The organism is Rhizobium leguminosarum, assembly GCF_010668065.1.
In the GTDB taxonomy this organism is placed as follows: Bacteria; Pseudomonadota; Alphaproteobacteria; order Rhizobiales; family Rhizobiaceae; genus Rhizobium; species Rhizobium leguminosarum_S.
The window spans coordinates 44,223-56,307 of sequence record NZ_WUEN01000012.1; the positions used below are offsets into that span (position 1 = coordinate 44,223).

The 12,085-nt window shown below is 61.8% G+C and carries 15 protein-coding genes; 9 read left to right on the top strand and 6 right to left on the bottom strand.

Annotation, left to right across the window (positions count from 1 at the left end):
• Positions 1-3: 3 nt before the first annotated feature.
• On the bottom strand, positions 4-657 hold the full coding sequence (locus tag GR198_RS26715) for a class I SAM-dependent methyltransferase (protein WP_164069791.1): 654 nt from the start codon (positions 655-657) through the stop codon (positions 4-6).
• Positions 658-765: 108 nt separating this feature from the next.
• The gene (locus tag GR198_RS26720) at positions 766-1,092 is read right to left on the bottom strand and encodes a hypothetical protein (RefSeq protein ID WP_164069792.1); all 327 of its coding nucleotides are present in this window, start codon (positions 1,090-1,092) and stop codon (positions 766-768) included.
• Positions 1,093-1,317: 225 nt separating this feature from the next.
• Between GR198_RS26720 and GR198_RS26725 the strand changes: the two genes are divergently transcribed.
• Together GR198_RS26725 and GR198_RS26730 are read left to right on the top strand one after the other, a co-directional pair.
• Positions 1,318-1,920 (top strand): superoxide dismutase, encoded by a 603-nt coding sequence (locus GR198_RS26725; RefSeq protein WP_164069793.1) that lies wholly within the window; start codon positions 1,318-1,320, stop codon positions 1,918-1,920.
• Positions 1,921-2,061: 141 nt separating this feature from the next.
• Entirely contained in the window at positions 2,062-2,907 is an 846-nt protein-coding gene (locus GR198_RS26730) for a metallophosphoesterase (protein ID WP_164069794.1), read from the top strand.
• Here the strand turns inward: GR198_RS26730 and GR198_RS26735 are convergent.
• Positions 2,904-3,812: an AraC family transcriptional regulator gene (locus GR198_RS26735; protein ID WP_164069795.1), complete on the bottom strand. Its 909-nt coding sequence runs from the start codon at positions 3,810-3,812 to the stop codon at positions 2,904-2,906. The genes GR198_RS26730 and GR198_RS26735 overlap by 4 nt on opposite strands.
• A 177-nt stretch (positions 3,813-3,989) precedes the next feature.
• Here GR198_RS26735 and GR198_RS26740 point away from each other — a divergent pair, with 177 nt between their 5' ends.
• Complete coding sequence (locus GR198_RS26740; RefSeq protein WP_012756618.1) at positions 3,990-4,760, top strand: SDR family NAD(P)-dependent oxidoreductase; 771 nt, start codon at positions 3,990-3,992, stop codon at positions 4,758-4,760.
• 22 nt (positions 4,761-4,782) lie between these two features.
• On the opposite strand, the gene GR198_RS26745 is transcribed toward GR198_RS26740, so the two are convergent.
• Positions 4,783-5,475, bottom strand: coding sequence for a helix-turn-helix transcriptional regulator (locus GR198_RS26745; protein ID WP_164046122.1), 693 nt, complete (start codon positions 5,473-5,475; stop codon positions 4,783-4,785).
• A 130-nt stretch (positions 5,476-5,605) separates the two neighbouring features.
• On the opposite strand from GR198_RS26745, the gene GR198_RS26750 reads away from it, so the two are divergent.
• The 3 genes from GR198_RS26750 to GR198_RS26760 all read left to right on the top strand — a co-directional run bounded on the left by GR198_RS26750 (position 5,606) and on the right by GR198_RS26760 (position 7,923).
• A complete protein-coding gene (locus tag GR198_RS26750) occupies positions 5,606-6,241 on the top strand; it encodes a LysE family translocator (RefSeq protein WP_164069796.1) in 636 nt (211 codons plus the stop codon).
• A gap of 191 nt (positions 6,242-6,432) precedes the next feature.
• Positions 6,433-6,873, top strand: coding sequence for a c-type cytochrome (locus GR198_RS26755; protein WP_029874269.1), 441 nt, complete (start codon positions 6,433-6,435; stop codon positions 6,871-6,873).
• A 135-nt stretch (positions 6,874-7,008) separates the two neighbouring features.
• Positions 7,009-7,923 carry a cytochrome c gene (locus GR198_RS26760; protein WP_164069797.1) on the top strand — a complete coding sequence of 305 codons (915 nt, stop codon included), beginning with the start codon at positions 7,009-7,011 and terminating at the stop codon, positions 7,921-7,923.
• A gap of 119 nt (positions 7,924-8,042) precedes the next feature.
• On the opposite strand, the gene GR198_RS26765 is transcribed toward GR198_RS26760, so the two are convergent.
• Positions 8,043-8,672 carry a glutathione S-transferase family protein gene (locus tag GR198_RS26765; protein ID WP_029874267.1) on the bottom strand — a complete coding sequence of 210 codons (630 nt, stop codon included), beginning with the start codon at positions 8,670-8,672 and terminating at the stop codon, positions 8,043-8,045.
• A gap of 104 nt (positions 8,673-8,776) precedes the next feature.
• Entirely contained in the window at positions 8,777-9,271 is a 495-nt protein-coding gene (locus tag GR198_RS26770) for a GNAT family N-acetyltransferase (protein WP_164069798.1), read from the bottom strand.
• A 268-nt stretch (positions 9,272-9,539) separates the two neighbouring features.
• On the opposite strand from GR198_RS26770, the gene dmeR reads away from it, so the two are divergent.
• The 3 genes from dmeR (at position 9,540) to bla (ending at position 11,980) form a co-directional block, all read left to right on the top strand.
• The gene (gene dmeR, locus GR198_RS26775) at positions 9,540-9,812 is read left to right on the top strand and encodes a Ni(II)/Co(II)-sensing transcriptional repressor DmeR (protein WP_003546569.1); all 273 of its coding nucleotides are present in this window, start codon (positions 9,540-9,542) and stop codon (positions 9,810-9,812) included.
• 105 nt (positions 9,813-9,917) lie between these two features.
• Positions 9,918-10,931 carry a CDF family Co(II)/Ni(II) efflux transporter DmeF gene (dmeF, locus tag GR198_RS26780; RefSeq protein WP_164069799.1) on the top strand — a complete coding sequence of 338 codons (1,014 nt, stop codon included), beginning with the start codon at positions 9,918-9,920 and terminating at the stop codon, positions 10,929-10,931.
• Between the two features lie 146 nt (positions 10,932-11,077).
• Positions 11,078-11,980: a class A beta-lactamase gene (bla, locus tag GR198_RS26785; protein ID WP_164069800.1), complete on the top strand. Its 903-nt coding sequence runs from the start codon at positions 11,078-11,080 to the stop codon at positions 11,978-11,980.
• Positions 11,981-12,085: the final 105 nt, after the last annotated feature.

The following is a 12,085-nucleotide window of genomic DNA, read 5'->3' on the forward strand; positions in this document are numbered from 1 at the left end:
GTCTCAGCCGGCAAGTCCGCGCTGCTTCAGCCGGATGATCTTGAAGAAGCCGTTCGGAAAGACCGGCAGGATATCGGCAGCGGCAAAATCGCCGCGGCGCTCGGCCCAGGCGACGATGCGGTGAATGCGGAAGGCGGAGGACCAGCCGATGTGACGCACCAGCGGCGCCACCGCCGTCTCGATCGCGCCCTGCAGACCGGCGCCGTCGCCAAGCTTGCTGGCGAGGATGATCTCGCCGCCCGGCCTCAGCACCCTGGCGCATTCGTCCAGCGCCCGTTCGGGTTCGGGGATGAGCGTGATGACGAAGGGCAGGCAGACCGCATCGAAAGACCGGTCGGCAAAGGTGAGCGCATGCGCATCCATCACCTCCAGCGCCTGCACATGCTCAAGCTTTTCGCGTTTCGCCTTTTCGCGCGCCCGCGCGATCATGTGTTGGGAAATGTCGATGCCGGTCACCCGGCAGTGGCGCGGGTAATGCCCGAGCGTCAGGCCGGTGCCGACGCCGATCTCCAGGATGTCGGTGCCGGCTGCAGCGGCGAGGGCTGCAAGCTTGCGGTGGCCATCGCGCAGGATGCCGCGATAGACCCGGTCATAGACCGGTGCCCAGCGCTGATAGATTTTCTGCTGATCTTCCGCCCTGCTGCGAAGCTCTGACATGCCGCACCTCCCTAAAGCCCAGGCTTTCAACTCCCGAGGGTAGCCTTCGGTTCCCCAGAAATGTGACGCAAGTCACAAACAAGCACGGTGAGCAGCCTCATAGTGGGCCTATTTAGCCGGCGTGAGACCGAGCATCTTGGCGTCCAGCTCGCTGCCGATCTCGACCGTTTTCTTTTGTTTGTCGTAGACGCAGATCTGGGCGATCAGCCCCTTGGCGCCCTTCGGCTTGCCGGTCACCAGGGCAAGCCCGTAATGGGAGCTGCCGAAGGGATCGACGGTGGCGCTGGGCTTTTCGATCGTGACCGCTGCCTTCTTGCATTTGGCCTCGACGTCGGCGGCGAGCTGCTTCCAGGCGTCATCGGAGGAGGCATGCGCCGCACCTGCCAGCGAAAGCAGTACGGCGGCAGTCAGAGGCTGGATTATATTCCTGTTCATATCGGGTCTCCGTTGATCTCCATAATAGGCAAAGTGGTTTTCGGGGCGGGTATTCCCATTGATTTGCCCAGGCGATTTCTACGCACGACTCCAACCCTGCAACTGAGGCAAATTTTCCTCCGGCCGGTCGTTTTTTGATAATTCGCCGGTTGCCTCTCCCCCTTTCCCCTCCTATGTTCCGCCTCACCTGCCGAGACGCAATCTATTGCCAAGAGGAGATCTGACATGGCTTTCGAATTGCCTGAACTTCCCTATGACTACGAAGCGCTTGCTCCCTTCATGTCGAAGGAAACGCTGGAGTTCCACCACGACAAGCACCACAAGGCCTATGTTGACAACGGCAACAAGCTCGCCGCCGAAGCCGGTCTTTCGGACCTGTCGCTCGAAGACGTCGTCAAGAAGTCCTTCGGCACCAATGCCGGCCTCTTCAACAACGCGGCCCAGCACTACAACCACATCCATTTCTGGAAGTGGATGAAGAAGGGCGGCGGCGGCAACAAGCTGCCGGGCAAGCTCGAAGCGGCCTTTACGTCCGATCTCGGCGGCCACGACAAGTTCAAGGCCGATTTCGCCACTGCCGGCGCCACCCAGTTCGGCTCCGGTTGGGCCTGGGTTTCCGTCAAGAACGGCAAGCTCGAAATCTCCAAGACCCCGAACGGCGAAAACCCGCTCGTTCACGGCGCCACCCCGATCCTCGGCGTCGACGTCTGGGAACACTCCTACTACATCGACTATCGCAACGCCCGCCCGAAGTACCTCGAAGCCTTCGTCGACAGCCTGATCAACTGGGACTACGTCCTGGAACGCTACGAAGAAGCCACGAAGTAAGCGCTACCAGGCTCGCCGCCCTGGCGGCGATGTCCGTCCGCCTGTTTGAATTTGACACCCGGCGCCTCCAAAGCGCCGGGTGTTTTGTTTGGAGAGGCAAGCCGTCACATCCCTGTCACCAGCTGCTCCTAATCACGCCCCATGTCTTCCTCTGCTTCTCCCCTGTTCCGCTTCGGCATCATCGCCGACCCGCAATATGCGGCGATCGCGCCGCATGTGGCGATGGATCGTTATTACGCCAACAGCCTCGCCAAGGTCGCCGAGGCGATCGAGGTCTTCAATGGCGAGGAGCTGAGCTTTGTCATGACGCTCGGCGATGTCATCGACCGCAGCTTTTCAAGCTTCGACGATATCCTGCCGGTCTACGGCAAGCTCAGGCACGAGGCGCTCTTCCTGCTCGGCAATCACGATTTCTCGGTCTCTTCTGGGCATCTCGCCGAAGTCGCCGCGCGTCTCGGCATGCCGTCGCCCTATTACAGCTTCGTGCGCCACGGCTGGCGCTTTATCGTGCTCGACGGCAACGAGGTCAGCATCTTCGCACCGCCCGAAGGCCATCCTCATCGCGCCCTTGCCGCTGAGATGCTGGCGGAGCTGCAGGCAAAAGGTGCGAGGAATGCCCATCGCTGGAATGCCGCGCTGAGCGACGAACAATTCGCCTGGCTCGGCGATGAAATCGCAAAAGCGGCCGAGGCTGGCGAGAAGGTGATCGTGATGAATCACTATCCGGTGCATCCGCCCAGTGAGCACGGCATGTGGGACAGCGAACGCACCGTCGCGCTGCTCGCCTCCAGCAGCAATGTCGTCGCCTATCTCAATGGCCACGACCACGTCGGCAACTACGGCATGGCCGGCGCCTGCCACTTCCTCAATTTCAAGGGCGTGGTTGACACCGAGATGGAAAACGCCTTTGCGATCGTCGAGGTCCATGCCTCCCGCATCGAGATCCGCGGCTTCGGCCGGGAGCCGAGCCGCACGCTGTCCATCTAACTGATTGCCGGCTCAGCCGGCATCGCCTTCATTTCACTGATGTCGCGCTTCGGTGGTGTCCCGAACATGCGGGCATATTCGCGGCTGAACTGGGAGGGGCTCTCGTAACCCACCTGATAGGCCGCGTTTGCGGCGTTGAACCCATCGGTCACCATCAGCCGCCGGGCCTCGAGTAGCCGCAACTGCTTCTGATACTGCAGCGGCGTCATCGTGGTCAGGATTTTGAAATGCTGGTGGAAGGAGGAAGGGCTCATCCTGGCTGCCGCCGCAAGCTTTTCCACCCGGACGGCGTCCGCAAAATTACCGCGCAACAGGTAGATGGCCTCGGCCACGCGGCGCGTATGGCTGTCGGGCAATGCAAGCTTGCAGACCTCATCGCCATTTTTTCCGGAAAGCAACCAGAAACTGATCTCTCGGATGATTGCCGGATGAAGGATTGGGATCGCCTTGGGCGTTGCGAGCGTTCGGATCAGCCTCAGTATGCAGTCCTGCAGCTCGGGGCCGAATTCTTGTACGAAAACACCCGGCCCGCCGTCGCCTGCCGGCTTCGGCGGCGCATCCATCTCCTCCAGCACCTCGCGCAGGATAGTGACGTCGAGTTCCAAGTTGATGGCGATCATCGGCCGTTCGGCACTGGCTTTTGTCACCTGTCCGAAGGCCGGCATCTCGACGCTGATGATAAGCGCTTGCATCGCTTCGTAATCGAAAAGGCGGTCTCCGAACATGAGCTGCTTGGCGCCATCGACGATAATGCAGAGCGCCGGTCGGTAGATCGCCGGTTTCGGCATGGAGAGAGTGCTGGAACGCATCAGGAAAAAGCCGTCGATAGCGGTGGCAAAGAGGCCGTCACCGCCGCCATGTGCATCCATGTACCCATTGAGCGCCTGCTTCAGATCTGCGGACATCTTAGTCTCCAGTGAACGCGGGGTCGGTCTGCCGCGCCGGTGAGGATGATCTTAATCCCTCAGCCCGGCTGGGCAAGGCGTTTGGAGGAATAGGCAAGAAATTGCAGGGTTTCGGCATTCAGGATTCCAAGCTTGCGGCGCATAAACTGGTCTATCAAAACATCAGGAGTACCTGAAATGCCTAACCAGAATTCAACCTCGAAAATCGCAATCGTAACCGGCGGAAGCCGCGGCCTGGGCCGCAATACGGTCGTCCATCTGGCAAGGAGCGGCGTCGATGTGATCTTGACCTACAACTCGAACCGCGACGAGGCGGAGAAGGTCGTCGCTGAGATCGAGGCGCTGGGCCGCAAGGCCGCCGCACTTCAACTTGACGCCGGCAACGTGGCGGCGTTCGATGCCTTTGTCGAAAGTGTTCGCGAGATCCTCAAGGGCTGGGGGCGTGAGCACTTCGACTTTCTAGTCAACAATGCCGGCACCAGCTACCACGCCCCGATTTTGGAGACGACCGAAGCGGAGATGGACAAGCTTTACAACCTGCATTTCAAGGGGGTCTTCTTCCTCACGCAGAAGCTCCTGCCGGTGATCGAGGACGGCGGCCGCATCGTCAACCTCTCCAGCGGTCTTGCCCGCATGGCCATGGTCGGCGCTTCGGCCTACGGCTCGATAAAGGGCGCAGTCGAGGTGCTGACGCGCTACATGGCAAAGGAGCTTGGCCCCCGCGGCATTGCCGTGAATGCCGTCGCCCCGGGCGCCATCGAAACCGATTTCAGCGGCGGCATGGTGCGGGACAATCCGGAGATCAACCGTGCGGTCGCCTCCATGACCGCACTGGGCCGCGCCGGTGTCCCCGACGATATAGGGCCGATGATCGCTTCCCTCCTGAGCGATGCCAACCGTTGGGTCAACGCCCAGCGCATCGAGGTTTCGGGCGGCATGTCGCTCTGAATAATCGCGATTGGGCGAACAGCTACACGGCGATCGGTTTCTCTGTCCAGCCGCTGGTCCAGAGTTCCCGCAGCCGGTCGCCGTCGCCCTTGAAGAAATCCTCAGCTGTCGCGCAGTGCTCCACCCGGTCGCTGCGGAAATTGCGGATCGCCTGGCGCAACTCGCACCAGGCGACGATATTGGCGGTTTGCGAATAATAGATCAGCGCGACCGGCCGGATCGTCCGCTCGCTGGCTCGGCCGAGCTCGTCGCGGTAGCCGAGCATCAGCTTGCGTTCGTCGCGGATCGCGCGGCGCACGATCGCCAGGTCGAAGCCCGCCGGCTGTGCGATCGAGCCCCAAGCATAAAGCGCCTTGTTGTCCATCGCCTGGCGCAGCGGCGCCGGCACGGCGCCTGATATCTTCCGGTTGACCCGGCGCGCGGCCTGTTTCAGCTCCTCGTCCGCCGTTCGTTCGAGCAGCGCCAGCGACAGCACGATCGCCTCCATCTCCTCGATCGAGAACATCAGCGGCGGCAGGTCGAAGCCCGGCCGCATGATGTAGCCGATGCCGCGCCCGCCTTCGATCGGCACCCGCATCGCCTGAAGGGCGGCGATGTCGCGATAGATCGAGCGCACGGTCACTTCGAGCGTCTCGGCCATCGTCGCCGCCGTCATCGGCTTTCTTGCCAGCCTGAGGATCTGAATGATCTCGAAAAGCCGCGAGGCCTTGCGCATTTAACCTCTCCCATCCGTCACGCTCCTGACAATACACTGTCAGTTGGGTTTCCGTATAGAGCCGCCTATCGGATTGAAATCAATCAGGGTCTTTTCACAACGGCCCTCAGAACCCAAGGCGGTAACTGACATGAACTACAATGAAAACCTCTGGCTCTTTTTCACCCTTCTCTTCGGCATCATCATCGTGCCGGGCATGGATATGCTCTTCGTGCTTGCCAATTCGCTGACCGGCGGCGTCAAGCGCGGGCTGGCGGCGACCGGCGGCATCATGGCCGGCGGCGCCGTGCATTCTGCCTATGGCGCGGCCGGGGTCGGCGTGCTCGTCACCATGCTGCCGCAGCTCTTCAACGTACTGCTGTTTGCCGGCGTCGCCTACATGATCTGGATCGGTATTTCGCTGATCCGCAGTTCGATCACCGTCGAGGCGGTCGAGCCGGGAACCGCACGCTCCGGCTGGCGCGCCTTCCGCCAGGGCGCCGTCACCTGTCTGGTCAATCCGAAGGCCTATATTTTCATGTTTGCCGTCTATCCGCAGTTCCTCAGGCCGGAATATGGCCCGATCTGGATGCAGGGGCTGATCATGGGCGCCATGACCGTCGTCACCCAGTTCGCCATCTACGGCACGCTGGCGATGACGGCCGGCCGCAGCCGCGACCTGCTCGTCGCAAACCCTGACGTTACGGCCTTTGTCGGCCGCTTCGCCGGGCTGCTGCTGGTTGCGGTCTCCGCCTTCAGCCTCTGGCAGGGGTGGAAAAGTGCTTGAGCGCCACTGCATGTCGCCTGGAAGTGTGCAGCGGTTCCGGGATAACGACATGTATAAAAGCAGAGAACGCGCTATCACATTGTTTTTATGATGCTCCGGCAAAACGTGACTGCCAGGACGCATGGATTTTGTCATGCTCCCGGTGCAGATTGGCCATCGGCCAGCTTGGCCGAGGAAAAAGGGAGAGCAATATGAATTGGAAAGCAGCAGCAGCGGCCGTAGTCATGGCCGGCATGGCCTTCGGTTCGGTGACCGCCGCCGACGGCACCCATGATTCGCGCGTTGCGCTGATGAAGCAGATCGGCGGTTCGGCCGGGGCCTTGGGAGCCATCGCCAAGGGCACCAAGCCCTATGACGCCGAAGCGGTGAAGGCGGCGCTGACGACGATCGCCGCAACGGCCAAGGTTTTCCCCGACCAGTTCAAGCCGGGCACGGAGACAGGCGACGAGGCAGCGAGCCCGAAGATCTGGGAAAACATGGACGACTTCAAGGCCCGCGCCGCCAAGCTCTCCGCTGATGCCGAAACCGCGCTGGCTCAGCTTCCGGCCGATCCTGCGGCCATCGGCGCCACGATGAACACGCTCGGGGCCAATTGCGCCGGCTGTCACAAGGCCTATCGCCTCGGCAAGTGAGCGATAGGCCATCTTCATCCGGATATATGACACGCGCCGGCCTTGCCGCCGGCGCGGTTCGCCTTATTCTCCGCGTTCGCGGACTGGTCGCGGCATCGATCGGTGGGGAAATGTCGGCAAAAGGGGAGGCGGCGCATGGTCCGCAGGTTCATCCGGGTACTGCTCTGTCTGATCGGCGTCGCCGTCCTCGGCGGGGGCGCCTTCTATCTCGTCACCGCACCCGATCCGCTGCCGGAGAGCCATTGGGCGGGTCTCGGCGCCCCGGATCCGGCAAATGGTCAGATGGTCTTCTGGGCGGGAGGCTGCGTCAGTTGTCATGCCGCGCCCGGTTCCGAAGGCGATGCCAAGCTGACACTTGCAGGCGGACTGGCGCTGAAGAGCTCCTTCGGGACTTTCCATGTGCCGAACATCTCACCCGATGAAAAGGCCGGCATCGGCACCTGGACACTTGCTGAGTTCGGCAACGCGATGAAGCGCGGCGTCGGCCCGGGCGGGCAGCATCTCTATCCGTCTTTTCCCTATGGCTCTTATTCCCGCATGAGCGACAAGGACGTCAACGATCTCTATGGCTTCCTGAAAACCCTGCCGAAGAGCGCAAACGTGGCGCCACCGCACGAACTGCCGTTCCCCTTCAACATCCGGCTGGCGCTCGGCGGCTGGAAATTCCTCTATCTCAACGACCAGCCGCGCGTCGCCTTGGTAAAGAGCGACGACAAGATCAAGCGCGGGCAATATCTCGTCGAAGGCCCCGGCCATTGCGGCGAATGCCATACGCCGCGTGATGCGCTCGGCGGCTTCAAGGCGGATCAGTGGCTTGCCGGCGCGCCCAATCCGGAAGGCAAGGGCCGCATACCCGATATCACCCCGGCCTCCGAGAGCATCGGCGGCTGGAGCGAGGCTGATATCGCCAGTTACCTCGAAACCGGCTTCACCCCCGATTTCGATTCCGTCGGCGGCTCGATGGTTGATGTGCAGCAGAACATCGCCCATCTGCCGGCCTCCGACCGCGAGGCGATCGCCGCCTATCTGAAGGCCGTGCCGGGACGCTAAAGCATGTTGCGGCAACGACATGCGTAAAAAGATCCAAAGCGCGTCGCATCAATCAAGTTTGATGCGACGCGCTTAAGAGTGCGGTTGTGCTTGGCACCTTCGCAAGGTCCCAAGCCTGTTTATAGGGAGGTGGGACCCGGCATCAGGTCATAGGGATGGCGCCAGCCGGGCATATTGCTGATACGATCTTTCCAGGCTGTGATCGCCGGGAAGGCGCTGTGATCTATCCCGGTTTCCTCCGGCATGAAGACGTAGCCCGCCAGAGAGAGGTCTGCGATCGTCAGCCGGTCGCCGACCATGAAGGCCCGGTGCGCCAGATGTTCGTCAACAATGGCATAGGCAGCTTTGGCCCTCAGTCTCAAAAACTCGACGACGGGCGTCTCGCCGCTCTTCTGGAGGCCATACATGAACCTCAGCGTCGCGTAGTAGCTCGTGAATTTATGGTTGTCGAAAAGAATCCAACGCATGATGTCACGCCGTTCTTCGGCTGTCTGCGCCCCAAAGTGCCCTGTCACCTCTGACAAGTAGTCCAGGATGATTCCCGATTGGCTGATCTTCGTTTGCCCATGTTCGAGCACAGGCGCCTCGCCCTGTTCGTTTATGGTTTTTCGCCATTGTTCGGTTCGCGTTTCGCCGCCCAGATAATCAACGAAAATGCTTTCCCACTCGATGCCGGCAAGCGCAAAGAATAGCGCGACCTTGTAAGCATTCCCCGAGAGAGCGAAACAATGGAGTTTGAAATCAGGCATGAAAGCTCCTTATGCAATTCGATAAAGCATGTCGCGCAAAACTGTGCAGCCGTTTTGATGCGTCGAGCTTCGGCTCTTGCTAAAGCCGAAGCTTCGAGGGGGGGCTAAGCGATCGACTGCATGTAGCGCATGCCGGTCACCGGACGCGGGGTGAAATCCAGTTGTTCGTAGAAGCGGTGCGCCAGCACGTTTCCGGTCGCGGCGCTGACGGAGAGGTAGCCGCAGCCGGCATTGCGGGCGGTCTCGCGCGCCCGGTCGACGAGCAACTGGCCGGTGCCGTGGCCGCGATGGCCGTCGCGCACGAAGAGATGGTGCAGGTCCATGCCGCGCTTGCCTTCCTGCGCCCTGTAAAGCGGCACGAGAATGGCGTAGCCGATCAGCCCTTCGCTGGTCTCGGCGACGAGCGCATTGATCCAGGGCAGGGGCCCGAAGAGGTCGCGCTCCAGCTGCTCCGGCGTTGTGGCAGCCGCATCGCCGTGATGGGCGGCAAGCAGGGCGATCATCTCGCCGAGTTCGGGCAGGTCGCGCGGCTTGGCGGCGCGGATCGTCACCACCGATGGGCGCATCAGTGAAATTTCGCTGCCTTCGATTTCGGTCATGGTCTTCGCGTCCTTTGATAGTCTGCCGTCAGGACGCTGCCGATACAACAAAGCCGCCTGACGGCGGCTTGTTGACAATATGATCTTGTCCAGCCGCCCTTTACAGGTACAGCCAAAAATACGAGCGGCTCTGGTGCGCGTTCTTGATCATGGATCATAGATCGTCGGAAACGCGGGCTTTGTCAATGGCGGATCAAGCCCATCACAGGCATTGAGCTGCGGCTTCAGCCTTGATAGTATACCCCCCTATGTTATATGAGAGCTCATCATGTCCCACACCACCCTGCAGAAAAAGAAGCTCGTCGCCCGCATCAGCCGGCTGAAGGGGCAGATGGAGGCGGTCGAGCGCGCGCTCGAGGCCGAGCGCCCCTGCGGCGAGATCCTGCAGCTGCTCGCCTCGATCCGCGGCGCCCTGACCGGGCTGACCGGCGAGGTGCTCGACGATCACCTGCGCGAGCACGTGCTGAATGCCGCCGACGATGCGGCCAGGGCAGAGGCGGTCGAGGAAATATCGGAAGTCTTGAGAACCTATATGCGCTAGAGCAATTCCAGGAAAAGTGTGAAGCGGTTTTCCCAGGCAAAGCACGTAGAGATTTTGCCGATAATTGCGTAAAAACAAATATTTATGGCGACGAAGGAGCCTGTCATGAGTGCCGGAATCGACAAAGCTGGAATTGATGCCCTGGAACATGATCACGTCTTCCTCGGTACTGATCATGCGCGCAACGAGCGGCGCATCTGGCTGGTGATTGCGCTGACGGCGGTGATGATGGTGGCGGAAATCGCCGCCGGCACCATCTACGGCTCGATGGCGCTCGTCGCCGATGGCTGGCACATGTCGACCCATGCCAGCGCGCTGCTGATTTCCGCACTCGCCTATCTCTTCGCCCGCCGGCAGGCGCGCAATCCACGTTTCACCTTCGGCACCGGCAAGCTCGGCGATCTCGCCGGCTTCGCCAGCGCCATCGTCCTTGCCCTGATTGCCCTGCTGATGGCCTGGGAGAGCCTGCTGCGCCTTTCCAATCCCGTGCCGATCGGCTTTGCCCAGGCAATCGCCGTGGCGGTGATCGGCCTTGCCGTCAATCTGGTGAGCGCCTGGCTGCTGGCCGGCGGCGGCCATGTCGCGCATGGCAATCATGCGCATCACGGGCATGGCCATCACGGGCATGGCAGTCATGCCCATGCCCATGGCCATCATCATCACGGACATGGCGATCATGCCCATCACGCAAAGACCGGAGACAACAATATCCGCGCCGCCTATCTGCATGTCATCGCCGATGCCCTGACCTCCGTGCTCGCCATCGCGGCGCTGACGCTCGGCAGCCTCTATGGCTGGCTCTGGCTCGATCCGCTGATGGGCATTCTCGGCGGGTTGGTGATCGCTAACTGGTCCTGGAGCCTGATGAAATCTTCGGGCGGCGTCCTGCTCGATGTCATTTCCGAAGGCGAGACGCTGCCGGCCGAGATCCGCGGCGCCATCGAGACGGAGGACGACCGGATCACCGATCTGCATGTCTGGCAGGTCGGCCCCGGCCATCATGCCGCGATCGTCGCCGTCCTCACCTCGCAGCCGCGCGACCCGGCTTTCTACAAGGGCAGGCTCTCGGCGCTGGGAGAACTGTCGCATGTGACGGTCGAGGTCACGCGCGCCGCATGATCGAGGCGGGCGGAGATGCTCGGCGGACGACAAGATCGCTCGACGGACGATTAACATCGCTCGGCGGACGACAAAGGTCGCCGCGGGGACGAGATGCCGCCGCAATCGCTGCTTAGCTCTGTCCTCCTGATTCGCCGGAGGATTTCATGGATCTCAGTCTCACCCGCCGCATGCTGATAGGCTCGGCATTGTGCCTACCCGTGCTGACGCTTCGAGCCAATGCTGAGGAGGGGGCAAAAGAGAGTGCAGGCGAGGGCGAGGACAATATTGAACATCGCCTTGCCGCTTTGGAAAAACGCACCGGCGGCCGCCTCGGGGTCTCGGTGCTCGACACCGAGACGAGCATCTCATTCGGCTATCGCGGCAGCGAGGCCTTTCCGATGTGCAGCACCTTCAAGGCGCTGGCCGCCGCTTTCGTGCTTGCCCGGGGCGACAAGGGCGAGGAGAACCTCGACCGGCGGGTGAGCTACGGCAAGGACAAGCTCGTCGACTATTCGCCGATCAGCGAAAAACACGCCGGAACCGATGGCATGACCCTTGCCGAACTCTGCGAGGCGGCGGTGACCGTCAGCGACAACACCGCCGGCAATCTACTGCTCGAAAGTTTTGGCGGGCCCGCGGGCCTGACCGACTGGCTGCGCTCGATCGGCGACGGCACGACCCGTCTCGACCGCACCGAACCGACGCTGAACGAGGGCAGGAAGGGTGATCCGCGCGACACGACGACACCGGATGCGATACTCGACACGCTCGGCAACGTGACGCTCGGCTCGGTCCTGGCCGAGGCCTCCTCAGACAGGCTGATCGCCTGGCTGGTGGCAAGCGCGACGGGCAAGGAGCGGCTCAGGGCCGGCCTGCCGGCGGATTGGAAGGTCGGCGACAAGACCGGCACCGGCCCGAATGGATCTCTCGGCGATATCGCGGTGATCTGGCCGCCGGATCGCGGCCCGATCGTCGCCGCCGTCTATATCAGCGAGACGACCGTGCCGGTAAAGGAGCTCAACCCGGTCTTTGCCGAAGTCGGCCGCATGATCGTCGAGATGGTGTGAATCGGGAAAGCTGAAGCGCGTTTCCCGCGAGTTGTATGAAATCGGCGAAACCAGCCCCTCATCCGGCTGCCGCCACCTTTTCCCCGCCTGCGGGGAGAAGGGATA